This is a genomic window from Paraglaciecola aquimarina, from assembly GCF_032464635.1.
Taxonomy (GTDB): domain Bacteria; phylum Pseudomonadota; class Gammaproteobacteria; order Enterobacterales; family Alteromonadaceae; genus Paraglaciecola; species Paraglaciecola aquimarina.
In genome coordinates, this window is record NZ_JAWDIO010000002.1 from 3,653,189 (window position 1) to 3,669,940 (window position 16,752).

At 40.8% G+C, this 16,752-nt stretch carries 16 protein-coding genes and 1 tRNA gene; 9 read left to right on the forward strand and 8 right to left on the reverse strand.

From position 1 onward, the window contains the following. Positions 1-118: 118 nt before the first annotated feature. The gene (gene pnp, locus RS130_RS18060; protein ID WP_316027078.1) at positions 119-2,239 is read right to left on the reverse strand and encodes a polyribonucleotide nucleotidyltransferase; all 2,121 of its coding nucleotides are present in this window, start codon (positions 2,237-2,239) and stop codon (positions 119-121) included. Positions 2,240-2,549: 310 nt separating this feature from the next. Here pnp and RS130_RS18065 point away from each other — a divergent pair, with 310 nt between their 5' ends. Continuing rightward, complete coding sequence (locus RS130_RS18065; protein WP_316027079.1) at positions 2,550-3,032, forward strand: LamG domain-containing protein; 483 nt, start codon at positions 2,550-2,552, stop codon at positions 3,030-3,032. Further along, a complete protein-coding gene (locus tag RS130_RS18070) occupies positions 3,002-3,448 on the forward strand; it encodes a family 16 glycosylhydrolase (protein ID WP_316027080.1) in 447 nt (148 codons plus the stop codon). Before RS130_RS18065 ends, RS130_RS18070 begins: the two co-directional genes overlap by 31 nt. A 364-nt stretch (positions 3,449-3,812) precedes the next feature. On the opposite strand, the gene RS130_RS18075 is transcribed toward RS130_RS18070, so the two are convergent. The 6 genes from RS130_RS18075 to hemA all read right to left on the reverse strand — a co-directional run bounded on the left by RS130_RS18075 (position 3,813) and on the right by hemA (position 10,070). Next, complete coding sequence (locus tag RS130_RS18075) at positions 3,813-4,631, reverse strand: SirB1 family protein (protein ID WP_316027081.1); 819 nt, start codon at positions 4,629-4,631, stop codon at positions 3,813-3,815. 80 nt (positions 4,632-4,711) lie between these two features. Further along, positions 4,712-5,089: a SirB2 family protein gene (locus RS130_RS18080; protein WP_316027082.1), complete on the reverse strand. Its 378-nt coding sequence runs from the start codon at positions 5,087-5,089 to the stop codon at positions 4,712-4,714. Between the two features lie 14 nt (positions 5,090-5,103). Further along, positions 5,104-6,666, reverse strand: coding sequence for a DUF3369 domain-containing protein (locus RS130_RS18085; RefSeq protein ID WP_316027083.1), 1,563 nt, complete (start codon positions 6,664-6,666; stop codon positions 5,104-5,106). Positions 6,667-6,768: 102 nt separating this feature from the next. Beyond that, the gene (prmC, locus tag RS130_RS18090; RefSeq protein WP_316027084.1) at positions 6,769-7,641 is read right to left on the reverse strand and encodes a peptide chain release factor N(5)-glutamine methyltransferase; all 873 of its coding nucleotides are present in this window, start codon (positions 7,639-7,641) and stop codon (positions 6,769-6,771) included. Between the two features lie 12 nt (positions 7,642-7,653). Further along, a complete protein-coding gene (prfA, locus tag RS130_RS18095) occupies positions 7,654-8,739 on the reverse strand; it encodes a peptide chain release factor 1 (protein ID WP_316027085.1) in 1,086 nt (361 codons plus the stop codon). Positions 8,740-8,807: 68 nt separating this feature from the next. Then, a complete protein-coding gene (hemA, locus tag RS130_RS18100; RefSeq protein WP_316027086.1) occupies positions 8,808-10,070 on the reverse strand; it encodes a glutamyl-tRNA reductase in 1,263 nt (420 codons plus the stop codon). A 123-nt stretch (positions 10,071-10,193) separates the two neighbouring features. Here hemA and lolB point away from each other — a divergent pair, with 123 nt between their 5' ends. The 7 genes from lolB (at position 10,194) to ychF (ending at position 15,563) form a co-directional block, all read left to right on the forward strand. Further along, entirely contained in the window at positions 10,194-10,823 is a 630-nt protein-coding gene (lolB, locus tag RS130_RS18105) for a lipoprotein insertase outer membrane protein LolB (RefSeq protein WP_316027087.1), read from the forward strand. Further along, complete coding sequence (gene ispE, locus RS130_RS18110) at positions 10,814-11,722, forward strand: 4-(cytidine 5'-diphospho)-2-C-methyl-D-erythritol kinase (RefSeq protein ID WP_316027088.1); 909 nt, start codon at positions 10,814-10,816, stop codon at positions 11,720-11,722. The genes lolB and ispE overlap by 10 nt, the downstream gene beginning before the upstream one ends. Positions 11,723-11,776: 54 nt before the next feature. Further along, a tRNA-Gln gene (locus RS130_RS18115) sits at positions 11,777-11,851 on the forward strand. A gap of 111 nt (positions 11,852-11,962) precedes the next feature. Further along, positions 11,963-12,910, forward strand: coding sequence for a ribose-phosphate pyrophosphokinase (locus tag RS130_RS18120; RefSeq protein WP_316027089.1), 948 nt, complete (start codon positions 11,963-11,965; stop codon positions 12,908-12,910). Positions 12,911-13,115: 205 nt separating this feature from the next. Continuing rightward, entirely contained in the window at positions 13,116-13,754 is a 639-nt protein-coding gene (locus RS130_RS18125) for a 50S ribosomal protein L25/general stress protein Ctc (RefSeq protein ID WP_316027090.1), read from the forward strand. A 5-nt stretch (positions 13,755-13,759) separates the two neighbouring features. Continuing rightward, positions 13,760-14,356 carry an aminoacyl-tRNA hydrolase gene (gene pth, locus RS130_RS18130; RefSeq protein ID WP_316027091.1) on the forward strand — a complete coding sequence of 199 codons (597 nt, stop codon included), beginning with the start codon at positions 13,760-13,762 and terminating at the stop codon, positions 14,354-14,356. A gap of 115 nt (positions 14,357-14,471) precedes the next feature. After that, complete coding sequence (gene ychF / locus RS130_RS18135) at positions 14,472-15,563, forward strand: redox-regulated ATPase YchF (RefSeq protein WP_316027092.1); 1,092 nt, start codon at positions 14,472-14,474, stop codon at positions 15,561-15,563. Between the two features lie 153 nt (positions 15,564-15,716). On the opposite strand, the gene RS130_RS18140 is transcribed toward ychF, so the two are convergent. Then, the gene (locus RS130_RS18140; protein WP_316027093.1) at positions 15,717-16,721 is read right to left on the reverse strand and encodes a zinc-binding dehydrogenase; all 1,005 of its coding nucleotides are present in this window, start codon (positions 16,719-16,721) and stop codon (positions 15,717-15,719) included. Between the last annotated feature and the right edge of the window lie 31 nt (positions 16,722-16,752).

The window sequence follows — 16,752 nt, forward strand, 5'->3', positions numbered from 1 at the left end:
AGTCAACATTTTGCGGAGCCATTTTTCTATAGCTTGTCATCCCTGTCAGCAGTGCGCACTACAAACAAAAAAGGAGCCTTACGGCTCCTTTATTATTTAGGCGTTATTTAACGATAAATTATTCGTTACCTTCAGCTGGTGTTTCTACAGGTGCAGGCTTTTCTATTAAGTCTTTAATACTTAAGCGAACACGGTTCTGACGGTCAATTTCAACAACTTTAACGTCAAGTATTTGGCCTTCTTCTAAGAAGTCAGACACCTTGTTAACACGCTCATGAGCGATTTGGGAAATATGTACTAGGCCTTCTTTACCCGGTAAAATTTCAACAAATGCACCAAAATCGACTATACGTGTAACTTTACCTGAATAGGTTTTACCCGCTTCAACTTCTGCAGTCACTTGTTCAATCTTGCTAATTGCAATTTGCGCTTTCGCTAATTCGGTAGCAAATATCTTAACTGTACCGTCATCTTCGATTTCGATATTACACTCAGACTCTTCAGTAATAGCACGGATCATCGCACCACCTTTACCAATCACGTCACGGATCTTATCTTTATCAACTTTCATTTTGTAGATACGTGGAGCGAATTCAGACATCTCTTCACGGTGACCAGAAATAGCTTGATCCATGACACCAAGAATATGCAGACGTGCTTCTTTAGCTTGCTTAAGCGCAACTTGCATGATTTCTTTAGTGATACCTTCTATTTTGATATCCATTTGTAGTGCAGTGATACCATTAGTCGTACCAGCAACTTTAAAGTCCATATCACCTAAATGATCTTCATCACCTAAGATGTCTGAAAGTACTACGAAATTCTCATCGTTTTTCACTAGACCCATTGCAATACCAGCAACAGATGCCTTAATTGGTACACCTGCATCCATCAGTGCTAAAGAAGTACCACAAACAGAAGCCATTGATGATGAGCCATTTGATTCCGTGATTTCAGATACCACACGTACTACATATGGAAAATCTTTCTCAGACGGCATGACCGCTTGAATACCACGTTTTGCCAAACGACCATGACCAATTTCACGACGCTTAGGAGAGCCAACAAAACCAGTTTCACCTACACAGTATGGAGGGAAGTTATAGTGAAGCATGAAACGACTGTCTTCTTTACCGTTTAAACCGTCAATCATTTGTGCGTCACGCTCGGTACCTAACGTAGCTGCAACGATTGCTTGGGTTTCACCACGTGTAAACAAAGCAGAACCGTGAGTACGAGGTAACAAACCAGTTGCCACGTCTAAAGCACGGATCATAGCAGGATCACGACCATCGATACGAGGTTGACCAGCTAGAATACGTGAACGAACTACGTCACTTTCAAGCTCATGAACTAATTCAGCAACTTCTTTCGCATCTTGCTCTTCATCAGCAGCAGTAATTGCTTCAACTGTTTGATTAGTCAAAGCAGTGATGGCGTCTTTACGCTCCATCTTGTCAGAAATTTGGTAAGCTTCAGTGATACCCGCTTCAGCCAACGCTTTGATTTTATCTTTCAGCACAGTATTTTCTGCTTCTGGTGCCCAATCCCACTTAGGAGTATTCACTTCAGCAGCAAATTCATTTACAGCGTTAATCACTGTTTGCATTTGTTCATGGCCATACATCACCGCACCCAGCATCACTTCTTCTGACAACACGTCAGCTTCAGATTCAACCATCAATACCGCGCCTTCAGTACCGGCAACCACTAAGTCTAGGTCACTTGCTTCAAGCTCAGATGTACGGGTATTTAATACGTATTGTTCATTAGTATAACCAACACGAGCAGCACCAACTGGACCGTTAAAAGGCATACCAGAAACAGCAAGAGCGGCAGATGTACCGATTAACGAAATGATGTCAGTAGGTATTTCTGGGTTTGCAGAAACAACAGTCACAATAATTTGAACTTCGTTCATGAATCCGTCAGGAAATAATGGACGAATTGGACGATCGATTAAACGAGAAGTTAATGTTTCATATTCTGAAGGACGACCTTCACGCTTAAAAAACCCACCAGGAATTTTACCCGCAGCGTACGTACGCTCTTGGTAATTAACTGTTAGCGGGAAGAAATCTTGACCAGGTTTAGTGTCTTTTTTACCAACAACGGTTACTAAAACTGTTGTGTCATCCATGCTTGCCAATACAGCAGCAGTGGCTTGGCGAGCAATTACGCCAGTTTCAAGAGTAACAGTATGCTGACCATACTGAAAAGATTTAGTAATAGGAGTCATTTTTATCCTTTAAAAATTTAATGTCGAATAACCCAATGGAGTTATCCATATATGCTTTGTTTTTATCGCTTTCAAATGCGGCGCATAGTATAGCCGCTCAAACTCAGTAAAAACAGTAATGGTTTATTAATTAACGTCAAAAATGAGATTTTTTAGATAAAATGACAGGATCATACATATCCAAAGAATAGGGATATTTTGAAAGATGCCACCCATTGCCTTGCAATAACCCAAACATCATATGTTTATATTATTAATAACTTTATTTTGCTAAACTAACTACAATGACTTTACAACGGTGGATTAAGTGATGAGATATAAAACAAACAAATATGCAACTGTCATACTAAATGTAGCACTAACCTGCTTTACCTTTGTTTCTTACAGTTATGCTGAAGATGTGCATCCCTTAAACGCATTAGACGGTGAAAATTGGCAACTAGATCCTAGCCGCTCAGACGAGTTTAATGGTACATCCATAGATTATAATAAATGGATTAAGGCGCCTAAGCATGTGCAAACTTGGAGTTGGGACAACGATAATAACGCGAAATTAAGTAATGGCCAGCTAAGCATACAAATGACGTATTCGCCCCACAGCAGAAATATCAGCAACGCCTGCTCGCAAGGCGACTCCATTCCTAACTCTGCGCTTTACTTCAAATCAGCCATGCTACAAAGTAAGGCAGCTGGCACTATCGGTTATTACGAAGCTCGGATTTTAGGATCTAAAAAATTTCTTGGCTTCTCCCTGCTTTTTGGATGTATAGCCAGTTCGATGACACACAATTAACCGAGGGTGCAGTAAGATATAGTGAAATTGATGTAGTAGAAATGCAGCAAAGGCAAAACTTTAAAGTTGGCAACGAAAAAATAACCGATCACAACTTACACACCGCCTTGACGAAGAAAAATGCCAAAGCAAACTCAACGGGTAGAGACTGGCGCCGGCCTAGTAAATACCATGAACAAGAGAATGTACATGTGCTAACCGACGATCCTGGCCAGCAATATCATGTCTATGGGGCCAAAGTGAGCGAGCAAGAAATCATTTGGTATGTGGATAGAAAAGAAGTAGGACGAGCAGAGAATAAATACTGGAAACAAATTCCAATGCAAGTTGCCCTATCTTTAGGATTAAGAAAACCATATACCGAATTTAAATGTAATGGCTTTATCCCCATCAATCCCATTGACAATATTCCATAGGCTTCGATCCCAAAAAATTCAATCAAACCGCCCCAAGCATGACGGTCGACTACGTTAGAGTGTGGACTAAACACAACTAGCCTGAATTTTGGATAAGCCGAACCTATCGATAATGCTCTTTTGTGTCTAGCGGCGTTGGATTATTTAGTAATAACACCTTATTACGCACCACAATCCGCCTTGCTAGACACAAACATATTAAGTCATTGAATTATACTGATATTGCTTAGCGTAAACGATACTTCTTATCCAGAACTCAGGTTAGGTGGCATGGTATATTGTTTAAAATCGAATATGTTCAGATTCCTGTTAAAACGTAACCGCTTTTCCCTTTAATACAGCGACAATGACATGTGCCATTAACTCAATGAAACACGACTGGCAACTGCTCATTTAATTGCTCTAACTGCACTTGTAATACTTCTGCACAAGGATCTTTCGGGCATTTTCGAATGAAATATTGATAGTCTGCAATGGCCACTTGGGTACAATCTAATTTATGCAATAGAAAGCCCCTATCCCTTCGTTCATATGGATTATTCGGACAAAGCGCCACTAAGAATTCAACCACCATTAGCGCGGGAGCATATGATTTTTCGTTCATGTAGCAGGTTTTCAAATTATGTAAAAGCTTAATAATTGTTTCTGCACAACTCGCTTCATTTAGCGCTTCCTCAGGCATCACTTCATTCTCTATTTCTTGCAAAATAGAGAAATACAATGCATGTAAATCCTGCCTTTGCAACTGTTTGCCATTAAGAGGATCTAAATAAATAGTGTCTTCGTTTTCAAATTGACACTTGAGAATAAAGTGTCCTAAAAAATTCACGCCACACACATTAAACCCCACGGCTTTGGCTAACGCTTCAAATACGATAGATAAGGTGACAGGAATACCTGTACGATAATCCATCACTTGGTTTAGCAAATTAGGCGGTAGCGAAAACTCGTTTTGCTCGGTACCACTGAACGCCAAATTAACGTAAAAATACCGGATAAACTTATGAAAAGAACTAGAATTTAAAATGAAGGGATCAATATGTTGTCTCGCATCATTCGCCCATTGTCGAATAGTGCTCAAATAAGACTCGGGACAAAACGTCCCGGCTTGAAAAATATTAGCTAACCGCAAACTTGCCATTAAACAATCATTGTCTGCAATGGCCTGTTTTAACTCTCTCACTTACCTTCCCCAATAAAACAATCCCTCTTTTTTATCGGGTTAATGCCGCAGATCTTTACTACTAATTAAATAAAATCTACTTATCCAAATAATAGAGGGGTTTTACTCACTGCAACCATTCCGGCAAAAGCAACCCAACTCAACGCACCAACAAAACCTACGATGCGCATTAAGGTCGTTTGTGCAAGTTTTAGCGCCAAAATAACCATAAAAACATACATGACTAGTGCAAACAACTTTTCGGTTACCCAAGCATCAACGAAAGGGTATTGCTGCAATAATACACACAAGGTAGCGGCACTCAATAATAGTAACGTGTCCACAACATGGGGCAATATTTTAAGCCATTTCTTTTGTAACATGGGAGATTTTAAAGACAGCAACAAAAAACGTAACAAAAATAAAATAACGCTTAAAGCGATTGCGGTTAAATGCAGGTGTTTTACAAAAGTATACATAGTATTAGAAAACCTTAGATTGTTCGTTCAATTGCAGTGTTGCCGTCGTCTGGCAAGTTTTGAATAATTTGCTCTATTTCTTCAATATTAGTCAGTAAAATATCCACTAAATTGGGATCGAATTGCAGCCCTTTTTGACTTTTGATGATCTCCACAACCTGTTTGATATCTCGCTCTTTCTTGCTATATAAAGTATCAAATGCATCAGCTAAACTTGTTATACGACAAAATATATGAATATTACTGCCAGACTTCCCTTGCGGATATCCATTACCATTCCAATATTCGTAATGATCTCTGGCAATTAATGCAGCAGTTTTAATAATTGGGCGGTTTGAATCTTTAAGTAAGTTATAGCCAATTTCGGCATAACTACTCAATGTTTCCCATTCTTCACCATCAAGCTCACCGATATCAATAGCAATGTCATTAGGTAATTTGACTTTACCGATATCGTGTAACGGCACGGCTAAACATAAGGTATTTAATTCTGCTTGAGATAACCCTGCGTGTCGGCCGATTACATCGCATATTTTCACCATGCGTTGAATGTGCTTCCCGACTCCAAAATAGTGTTCCATGGCTAGACCAATACGTTCAATGACTTCCTTTTGTGTGTCTTCAATCTCTTTGGTTAACATCACATTGTCAAAAGCCACTTGCACATTCTGAGAGAATATTTCAACTAATCGTTTATCCGATTCGTTCAATGCTCTTGGCAAACCAGACATATACAATAAAGAGCCGGTTTGAGACTTACTGCCACAATAAGCAACCAAGTACTCATTCTCGAACACTAAACATTTATTTTGATATGCTTTTTTACAAGACGCTAGTTCAGCGCCAGTGATAACTTGTTCAAGTTTTTCACCTTCTTTGTTTTCATATGCTCCTTTTCCAGTAAACACGTACAACTCGCGTGAATCATTTGATTCGAAAGGTTTAGGGCCCGCCACGGCTGCAGTTAAATAAACTGCACCTTCGGTCCCGCCCAATATCGAGCCGAGTTGTTGTACGATACCTTCGATAAAATTTTCAAGAGACAAAATACTGAACAAATCGGCTGAGCCTGAAATAATTTTCTCTAAGCCTTTACGATTTTCTTCAATAGAATTGATGTCACGGTAGGAGCGTAATGCAGAAATGACAACAGTAAAAAGTTTTTGTGCCGTTAATTCCGTTTTTGATTTGTAGTCATTAATATCATAATTAATGATCACATCTCGTTCAGGCGCCTGACCAGGTTGGCCAGTACGTAGAATGATACGAGTAAAATGGTTGTGTAAATCATTTCTAATAAAATCTGCGACTTTCAATCCCGCATCGTCCGTTTCCATGACGACATCTAATAACACCACAGCAATGTCATTATGCTCACGGAACATCTGCATGGCTTCTTGGCCATTGTGTGCACTGATAAATTCCAAGCTTCGGTCTTGGAATACGAAATCGCCTAGCGCTAATTTGGTAACGGCATGAACTTCGGGTTCATCATCAACAATCAACACTTTCCATCTAGCAGAACTACCGAACTCTTCTTCTTCAGTATCCTCTGCAAATAAAATTTCATCAGACATAACACATCCTGTCAATCCACGAGGCCAAACAAATTTTAGTTAGCACAAAATAAAGGTAACTGAGCATAAGAACAAGCTATATCGTTAATTATTAAGATAAATTTATAAAAATCTAGCTAATGTTACTCGTGGTTGATTGTCAACATCCCGTTCCGTACGTATCTTATCAAAGCCATGTAATTCAAGAAGTTGGGCAACAGCATTGGCTTGTTGGTAGCCATGTTCAATCACTAACCAGCCTTTAGGGAACAAATACCCAGTACTTTGTTGCACAATTAATTTGATGTCATCTAACCCATCCTCACCAGAAATCAGTGCACTTTTTGGCTCAAACTGAACATCGCCCTTTTCTAAAAAAACACTATTTGATTCAACATATGGTGGGTTAGTCACAATCAAATGATATTTCTGCTGTTCAACTGCTGAAAACCAATCGCTTTGCTTAAAGTCCACGCCCGTTAGCTTGTTAACCAGCGCATTTTCTTTTGCTAGCGCAACAGCAGCATGACTTTTATCGACGCCTGTGACTGTCCAATTGATTTGCTCTAAGGCCAGTGACAAGGCGATTGCGCCAGTACCGGTGCCTAAATCCAATACCTTAGCGTTGTTAGGAATGGGTAATGCTAACGCCACTTCTACCAAGCATTCTGTATCGGCTCTGGGAATTAAAGTGGCGGGAGATACTTTTAGGCGTAATGACCAAAAGTCCCGATAACCCACAATGTAAGCTACAGGCTGACCAGTTAGGCGTTGTGCGATAAATTGCTTAAAGGTTTTCTGTTGCTCAAGCGTTAACTCTTTTTCAGGCCAAGTGAGTAAATAAACTAACTCACAGTCTAATGCGGCGCAAAGTAAGAGCTTACTGTCGATAATAGAGGAATCATAGTCACCATCATCACTCACCCTATGGCTGCTTAATTGGTGTTTAGCCCACTGTAAAACCTGAGCAATAGTTTGTGGACTATCGCTCACCATTGAGTATTTGGGTTATTCATCTGAAAGCGAAGCAAGTAAGTCGGCTTGATGCTCTTGGCGAATAGGCTCTAAGACTGCACCTAATTCCCCAGCAATAACGTCGTCTAAACGATAAAGTGTTAGATTAATTCTATGATCTGTCACCCTACCTTGCGGGAAATTGTAGGTACGAATGCGTTCGGAGCGATCGCCACTAGCCACCAAATTACGGCGAGTGGAGGTTTCTTCCGCTTGACGCTTCTCGTCTTCAAGTTGGGTTAATCGAGCTTGCAGCACAGACATGGCTTGGGCTCTATTCTTGTGCTGTGAACGCTGATCTTGACACTCAACAATTAACCCCGAAGGTATGTGAGTAATTCGAATGGCCGAGTCGGTTTTGTTTACGTGCTGACCACCCGCTCCTGATGCTCGGAAAGTATCAATTTTCAAATCAGCTTTATTGATTTCAATCGCTTCTGACTCTGGTATTTCTGGCATCACTACAACCGTACAAGCCGAAGTATGCACTCGACCTTGAGATTCTGTCTCTGGCACTCGCTGCACTCTATGCCCACCAGATTCAAATTTCATAATGCCATACGCACCATCGCCTAGAATATTAGCAATCACTTCTTTGTAGCCACCATGTTCACCTTCATTGGTAGTCACGACTTCTACTTTCCATCCTTGCTTTTCAGCATAACGGCTGTACATGCGGAAAATATCGCCAGCAAAAATAGCGGCTTCGTCACCGCCGGCACCTGCGCGTATTTCGACAAAACAGTTGCTGTCGTCGTTCGGATCTCGAGGCAACAATAATACTTGTAAATCTTGGCTTAACACTTCGATTTTCTGCTTAGCGGTTTTAAATTCTTCTTGGGCCATTTCGCGCATTTCTGCGTCGTCTTCTTGCATCATTTCTTGTGCTGATTCAAGATCTTGCTGCGCTTCTTGATAATCCCGAAAACACTTCACGACATCTTCTAACTGAGAATACTCTTTAGTTAAACCACGATATCTGTCTTGGTCGGCAATCACTTCGGCCTCACCAAGTAAAGCTTGCACTTCTTCAAAGCGCTCAACTAGTGTTTCTAATTTATGTTGAACAGATTCTTTCATTATTTTCCTGTAAGCATTGACGTCATACGTCTTAACTAAAGTGTTGGTTAGATTTTTTGGATAACATGTTAATTATCCAGATTTTTCAGCCCTAATGCATCTTTTAATATTGCCAAACTTTGGCTGTCTTGTTCATTTGCGGCTTTTTTTAATGCCTTTGTTGGAGCATGAATTAAGCTATTAGTCAGTTTGTTGGCAAGCTCTATCAACACTTTATCAGCTTGTTTGCCATCCGCTAATTGATTGATAGCCCGATTGACGAGAGAATCCCTTTGTTCTTCACTTTGATCTCTAAAGTTCTTTAACACGTCAATAGATGACTTGCCTTGCTGCCACTGCACAAACTGCTGAACCTGTTGTTCTACCATTTCATTGGCTAATAGCGCAGCATCTTGTCTTGACGCTAGGTTTTTTTCAACTATCTGTTGTAAATCATCCACTGTGTACAAATACGCATCATCTAATTCAGCGACTTCTGCTTCCACATCTCTAGGCACCGCTAAGTCAACCAAGAACATAGGTTTGTGCTTGCGTTCTTTTAAAGCACTTTGCACTAACCCCTTACCTAAAATCGGCAGTTGGCTCGCTGTAGAACTAATGACAATGTCGGCATTTTTCAAATGACTGGGAATTTGCGCTAACGTCAGTACATCACCGCCCAATGGTTCAGCGATAGCTTGGGCTCGGGCTAGGGTACGGTTTGCCACTGTTAGCGATTTTACGCCTTGTTCAGACAAATGTTTAGCCACTAACTCGATAGTATCGCCTGCGCCAATCAACAACACTCTACTTTTCTCTAAAGAAGAAAATATGTGCTTAGCTAATTGAACCGAAGCATAAGCGACTGAAACTGCGTTAGCGCCAATTTCTGTTTCACTACGAACCCGTTTAGCAACAGAAAACGTATGTTGAAACAGACGCTCAAAGTCGCTACCAATCACCCCAGAGTTTTTGGCATCGGTAAACGCTTGTTTAACCTGCCCTAAAATTTGCGGCTCCCCCAACATTAGAGAATCTAAGCCACACGCCACCCGCATAATATGTTCGGCCGCTTGCTGCTCTTGGTGCATATAACTGTTATTTTTTAATTCGTCTGCAGCAATGCCATGAAAATCGGCCAACCACTGCGTAATATCAGCCGCTTGTTCTTGGGCAATTTGTGCGTAAATTTCTGTACGATTGCAGGTAGAAACGATGACTGATTCATTGGCCCCTGTTATGCTTTTTAAAGAGGCAAGCGCATCCACTAGAGTATCTGCAGAGAAAGCTATTTTCTCTCGCAACTCAACAGAAGCCGTTTTATGATTGATGCCAAAAGCGATTAGGGTCATTGATTACTATATAAATTACTACAAAATTTTCGCGGCATTGTACGCAAAAGGTAAAAGTATTGAAAGAGCAGTCACTTGTATGTTCATATTGTACCCCTAAATTTTATACTTTCAGAACTTAAATTGAAACAAACTCTCCTTCATAGTCGTTTATCTACATCATATCTGTCATGTTTAATTATTAGCAGCCTAATTTTTATTTTATTCGGTTGCGCGCAACCAGATCTTTCACAAGTAGACATTAACTCCTTGCAACATCAACAAAAATTGATGCAACTGCAAAAATGGCAAATCAAAGGCAGGCTTGGCTTTACTAGCCAACAAAAAAAACAAAGTGCCAGTTTTAGTTGGCAACAAGATAACCAAACCTACAAACTAAACCTAACCTCTATTATTGGCACCTCGCTACTAAAAATGACCGGCAATAGTCAACAGGTCACGTTAGAGGCTGATGACCAAATATACCAAGACACCGATGCCAGTTTTTTAATATGGCGTATCACAGGTTGGCAAATACCGGTGAATCAATTTCCGACTTGGGTGAAAGGTCAAATAACTGAAAATGCTGAAGCGGTCACTGCAGATCAAGGTTGGATCACACAAATCAAACCCAATTGCGAAAGCTGTGAAGATTGGCTGATCAACTACGACAATTATAAATTAGTAAACAATATATGGTTACCTCACAGTATCAGTTTCATCAATCGTAGTAATAATAATAGATTATTAATAAGAGTAAATTCATGGTTATAAATGCCTCTCTACACCCAATAAAAAACCAAGCATCCCCATCAACCGGGCTCACATGGTGGCCTAGCCCTGCTAAATTGAACTTGTTTTTACATATTAATGGCCGCTATCAAAATGGCTATCATCAATTGCAAAGCTTGTTTCAATTATTAGACTTTGGCGACAAAATTGCGTTCGAAGTAAACGCCAGTGGACACATTACCTTAGCCCAATCCATCCCTGGGGTTGCAGACCAGGACAACCTAATTGTCAAAGCAGCCAAATTATTGCAAAACCACGTGTTGCCAGAAAAAGCCAAAAATTTAGGTTGCCATATTCACCTAAATAAAGTCTTACCCATGGGCGGTGGCATTGGTGGAGGTTCCTCTAATGCGGCCACAACGCTAGTTGCACTTAATTCTTTATGGAAGCTTAATTTACCTGATGAAACCCTAGCTGGCATTGGACTGCAATTAGGTGCTGACGTCCCTATATTTATCTTTGGTAAAACAGCTTTCGCCGAAGGAGTCGGTGAGCAACTGCAAGCGGTTGAGTTACCCCAAAAGTACTATTTAGTGGTATTTCCAGATTGCCATGTTTCAACAGCAGAGATTTTTCAACTAGCAGATTTACCTCGAAATACCGCAAGAATAGAGTTTAGCGACTACAAATTCGACAATACACACAATGATTGTCAAGAAATAGTCTGTGAACGCTATCCGAATGTTGCAAACACATTACAGTGGTTGTTAGAATACGCGCCGTCGAGAATGACCGGTACCGGTGCATGTGTATTTGCTATTTTTGAACAGCAACAAGATGCCCTAAACGTGCAAGCTAAACTGCCCAAAGGCAGTACTAGTTTTGTTGCGCAAGGTCGAAATATTTCGCCATTGTATGCAGAGAAACAGCCAAATACATAGATACAGCCAAGATAATTGGTATAGTTAACATGCGACTCGGGATTAAAATTTATTTGGGGTATAGCCAAGTGGTAAGGCAGCGGGTTTTGATCCCGCCATTCGTTGGTTCAAGTCCAGCTACCCCAGCCATTTTTACTGATTAATGTATGCTGCATGAATTTTTAATTTTAGCTTCATCTACAAACTAAAATTAAAAACATCCAGCCACCGCCTAAAATTTATGCACTGAGGAATTGAATCGTGCCAGATATGAAGATTTTCGCTGGAAATGCAGTACCTGAACTAGCTCAAAAAGTGGCAGACAGACTCTACACTAAACTTGGGCACGCAAGTGTTGGTAGATTTAGTGACGGTGAAATCAGTGTCGAGGTACATGAAAATGTCCGTGGTTCTGATGTATTTATCATTCAATCAACTTGTGCACCTACAAACGATAACTTAATGGAATTGATCGTGATGATCGATGCATTTCGTCGTGCATCGGCTGGTCGTATAACTGCGGTTATCCCTTACTTTGGCTATGCTCGTCAAGATAGACGAGTGCGTTCAGCTAGGGTGCCAATTACAGCTAAAGTAGTGGCTGACTTTTTGTCAAATGTGGGAGTGGATAGAGTATTAACTATCGACCTACACGCCGAGCAAATTCAAGGGTTCTTTGACGTACCGGTAGACAATGCCTTTGGCACGCCAATTCTACTTGATGACATGCGTCGCCGTAATTTTGAAAACCCCGTCGTAGTATCTCCTGATATTGGTGGTGTAGTACGTGCTAGAGCGTTGGCTAAATTAATGAATGACACAGATTTAGCTATCATCGATAAACGTCGTCCTAAGGCCAATGTCGCACAAGTTATGCACATTATTGGTGATGTACAAGATAGAGACTGTATTATTGTCGATGACATGATTGATACGGGTGGCACACTTGCTAAAGCCGCTGAGGCATTAAAAGCACATGGCGCAAAAAATGTGTACGCCTATGCCACTCACGCTATCTTCTCAGGTAACGCCGCACAAAATATTCGTGACTCCGTTATTGATGAAATTATCATCACAGACAGTATTCCCCTTGATCCGGAAATTGGCGCAATCCCTAAAGTCAAACAGCTTACCTTGTCGAATATGCTAGCCGAAGCTATCAGACGAGTGAGTAACGAAGAGTCTATTTCGGCTATGTTCGAATACTAAACTCCATTAATGTTAAAAAAGGCGACTTTTGAGTCGCCTTTTTTATGTCTTCATATTGTGTCGGCCTACTGCTAGTGTTAATATTCGCCGCCCTTTTTTGAGGGTGTAATGGATTGTTATTTTAAAATAGCGACAATACATTATATTTACGTAGATTTTGGTCGCAAAAATCTACACACATTTACTTATATTTGGAGTTATCTCAATGTCTGATGGAATTTTTACTCTAGACGCAGAAGTCCGTACTGATTTAGGGAAAGGTGCGAGCCGCCGCCTACGTCACGCTGGTAAAGTACCTGCTGTCTTATACGGAGCGGATAAAGAAGCCGTTTCTTTAACACTTAGCCATAACAAAGTTTTTCTTGCTCAAGCATTTGAAGCTTTTTATTCTCACGTTTTAACGCTAAACATTGCTGGCGAAAGTGTAGAAGTATTGGTTAAAGACATGCAACGTCATGCGTTTAAACCTCTAGTTATGCACCTTGATTTCTTGCGTGTTGATGCGAAGAAAGAGCTGCATACTAACGTACCTTTACACTTCATTAACGAAGACAAAGCCGAGTCAATTAAAACTCACGGTGGCCATGCTGAGCACCATATGGTTGACGTTGAAATTAGCTGTTTACCAGCTGACCTTCCTGAGTTTATTGAAGTTGACTTGAATAACGTTGAATTAGGTCAAACTCTTCACCTTTCTGATTTAACCCTACCTAAAGGTGTTTCTTCAGTAGAGCTTAACAAAGGCGAAGATCATGATTTAGCTGTAGTAACAGTTAAATTAGCGAAAGGTCCTAAAGCTGAAGACGAAGACGACGCAGCTGAAGAAGAAGCAACTGAGGAATAAGTTGCTTGGCTGAATCTGATAACAGTATTCAGTTAATCGTGGGCCTAGGTAATCCGGGCCCCGAATATCAGCATACCCGGCACAATGCGGGTTGGTGGTTGGTTGAATCACTAGCAAAAACTTACAACTGCACATTAAAACTCGAAAACAAATTTTTTGGCTACACTGGTCGCATCTCGATTGGCGGTCAAGACATTCGTCTATTAATCCCCACAACATTTATGAATAAAAGTGGTCAAGCTGTTGCAGCTATGGCTAAATTTTATCGTATTCCCCTCTCAGGGTTATTAGTTGCATTTGACGAGTTAGATTTACCTCCCGGCGTTGCAAAATTCAAAATTGGCGGCAGTTCAAGCCAAAATGGTATTCGCGATATTGTCAGCAAAATGGCTAATAACCGTGACTTTTTGCGCTTACGCTTAGGCATAGGGCACCCAGGCGATAAAAATCGCGTAACGGGGCATGTGTTAGGAAAAGCACCACAAAAAGAACAACAACAAATCGAAGAAGCGATCGACGAAGCAATACGCTGTGTTGAAGTATTAGTGAAAGACGATTTAAAAAAGGCGATGAACCGCCTGCATTCTTTTAAAGCAGAATAGATTGTTGGCCATAAAACCAAGAACATACTGACTACAAACGATTTATAAAAATTAACTTTTATTGGCTAATTACAGTATCAAGCGGTCAATATTATACGGATAAGAGGATTACAGAATGGGTTTTAAATGTGGCATTGTTGGCCTACCAAATGTAGGTAAATCTACGCTTTTTAATGCATTAACTAAAGCAGGCATCGAAGCGGCAAACTTTCCATTTTGTACTATCGAACCTAACACAGGTGTCGTTCCTGTTCCTGACTTGCGTTTAGATAAGTTGGCTGAAATCGTCAATCCTAAGCGCATCATTCCTACAACAATGGAATTTGTCGATATTGCCGGTTTAGTAGAAGGCGCGTCTAAAGGTGAAGGTTTAGGCAATAAATTCTTAGCTAACATCCGAGAAACAGACGCGATTGGTCACGTAGTTCGTTGTTTCGACAATGAAAATATCGTTCACGTAGCCGGTAAAGTTAGCCCTAAAGATGATATTGAAATCATTAATACCGAGCTGGCGTTGTCGGACCTAGACACCACTGAAAAAGCGTTATTCAGAGTAGCTAAGCGCGCTAAAGGTGGCGACGCAGACGCTAAAGCCGAAATGAAAGTGTTAGAGAAAATCAAACCACATTTAGATGAAGGCCAGTTACTGCGTTCACTAGATTTGGATAAAGATGAAATCAAAGTCATCAGTTATATGAATTTTTTAACACTCAAGCCAACCATGTACATTGCAAACGTAAATGATGATGGTTTTGAAAATAACCCTTATCTAGATCAAGTAAGAGAAATTGCCGCCAGTGAAGGCGCAGTAGTAGTGGCTGTTTGCGCTGAAATTGAAGCAGAAATAGGCGAACTAGACGAAGAAGAAAAAGCCGAGTTTATGGCCGACATGGGGTTAGAAGAACCTGGCTTGAATCGCGTAATTCGCTCTGGCTACGAACTATTAACTTTGCAAACTTACTTCACAGCAGGCGTTCAGGAAGTGAGAGCATGGACCTTCCCAGAAGGCTCCACTGCCCCGCAAACGGCAGGGATTATTCACACAGACTTCGAAAAGGGTTTTATTCGCGCTGAGATCATAAGCTACGAGCATTTTGTTGAATTCAAGGGTGAACAAGGTGCTAAAGATGCTGGAAAATGGCGCTTGGAAGGAAAAGATTATATCGTTAAAGATGGTGACGTAATCCACTTTAGATTTAATGTGTAAACTTAATTCACCGTTTACTAAAGGCTCTTATTTAGAGCCTTTTTTATGCCTGCAATAAGCAGATACATGTGCAAGTTAGCCTACCAGACTATGTATTGAGCTAGATTACGCTTAACCCAACCCACGAATAGAACACGTTACACGTCTAATTTTCTACCCTGTGACTGATACAACTTGTTTTCCAAATACATCCCCTTGCAACTGGCGCTGCAAGGCTTGAGTAATTGCCTCAGCTTCGTAGGCAATAGGAATAATAGATGGTGTTTTAATGCTGCCATCATTCACACTGTTCATGAGTAAATTTCCCATAAAACTCATACGTTGTTGGGCACATAAACTGTGGGTTAAATACGCACCACTAAGAGAGACGATATTGATCATTGGCGCCTTAAAGAATAACAAATCTGGCGGTATAGCAGGCAAACCATTTAAACAGGCAATTTTTCCACAAAAACGTACTAGCTCAATATTCCGAATGGTGTTATCGCCACCTATGCTATCAACCACTGCATCAAACTCACTATGACCAAGGGCCATTTTGAATTTCTTTAGTAACTGTTTGTCGTTGTAGTCAAAACACTCATCAGCACCTATTTTTTTCAAGTAGGTGTGCGTTTTTTTTGCTGCTGTAGTAAATATAATGGCGCCTCTTTGTTTGGCAAACTGAATAGCAAATTGACCTACCGCCCCTGCCCCAGCTTCTACTAGCAACTTTTCGCCGCCTTTTATTTGTAACTTGTCTAGGGCAACGAGTGCAGCCATCCCAGCACTAGGCAGCGCTGCGGCTGTTTGTGGCGATAACCCTTCAGGCAATTTGGACACAGCAAAATTAGGAACCGCTACGTAATCGGCTAACATTCCTTGTTGCCGAATATTGGCATGCCACATAACTTGATCGCCAACATTGGGGCTAACATCAACAGGCGCATCAACTACAGTGCCAACCGCATCTAAGCCCAAAACGTGGGGATACTGCCATTCAGCAAAACCACTTTTTGCTAATTTCGCGTCGATAGGATTTAGGCCAACGTATTCAACCCGGATCAGCAGTTCACTTTCTTGGCGCACGGGTGTGGGCACTTGTTGCTTACGCAATATAAAGTTTTCTTCAGCTTTTGCCAAAGTAATTGCTTGCATCGAATTTGCTACGTTAGCCATGTCTATTTACCTATTTTACGACTTTATTTTA

Coding starts and splice junctions, on each gene's coding strand:
- pnp (WP_316027078.1), bottom strand. CDS start 2,239: ATGACTCCTATTACTAAATCTTTTCAGTATGGTCAGCATACTGTTACT.
- RS130_RS18065 (WP_316027079.1), top strand. CDS start 2,550: ATGAGATATAAAACAAACAAATATGCAACTGTCATACTAAATGTAGCA.
- RS130_RS18070 (WP_316027080.1), top strand. CDS start 3,002: ATGTATAGCCAGTTCGATGACACACAATTAACCGAGGGTGCAGTAAGA.
- RS130_RS18080 (WP_316027082.1), bottom strand. CDS start 5,089: ATGTATACTTTTGTAAAACACCTGCATTTAACCGCAATCGCTTTAAGC.
- RS130_RS18085 (WP_316027083.1), bottom strand. CDS start 6,666: ATGTCTGATGAAATTTTATTTGCAGAGGATACTGAAGAAGAAGAGTTC.
- prmC (WP_316027084.1), bottom strand. CDS start 7,641: ATGGTGAGCGATAGTCCACAAACTATTGCTCAGGTTTTACAGTGGGCT.
- prfA (WP_316027085.1), bottom strand. CDS start 8,739: ATGAAAGAATCTGTTCAACATAAATTAGAAACACTAGTTGAGCGCTTT.
- hemA (WP_316027086.1), bottom strand. CDS start 10,070: ATGACCCTAATCGCTTTTGGCATCAATCATAAAACGGCTTCTGTTGAG.
- ispE (WP_316027088.1), top strand. CDS start 10,814: ATGGTTATAAATGCCTCTCTACACCCAATAAAAAACCAAGCATCCCCA.
- RS130_RS18125 (WP_316027090.1), top strand. CDS start 13,116: ATGTCTGATGGAATTTTTACTCTAGACGCAGAAGTCCGTACTGATTTA.
- ychF (WP_316027092.1), top strand. CDS start 14,472: ATGGGTTTTAAATGTGGCATTGTTGGCCTACCAAATGTAGGTAAATCT.
- RS130_RS18140 (WP_316027093.1), bottom strand. CDS start 16,721: ATGGCTAACGTAGCAAATTCGATGCAAGCAATTACTTTGGCAAAAGCT.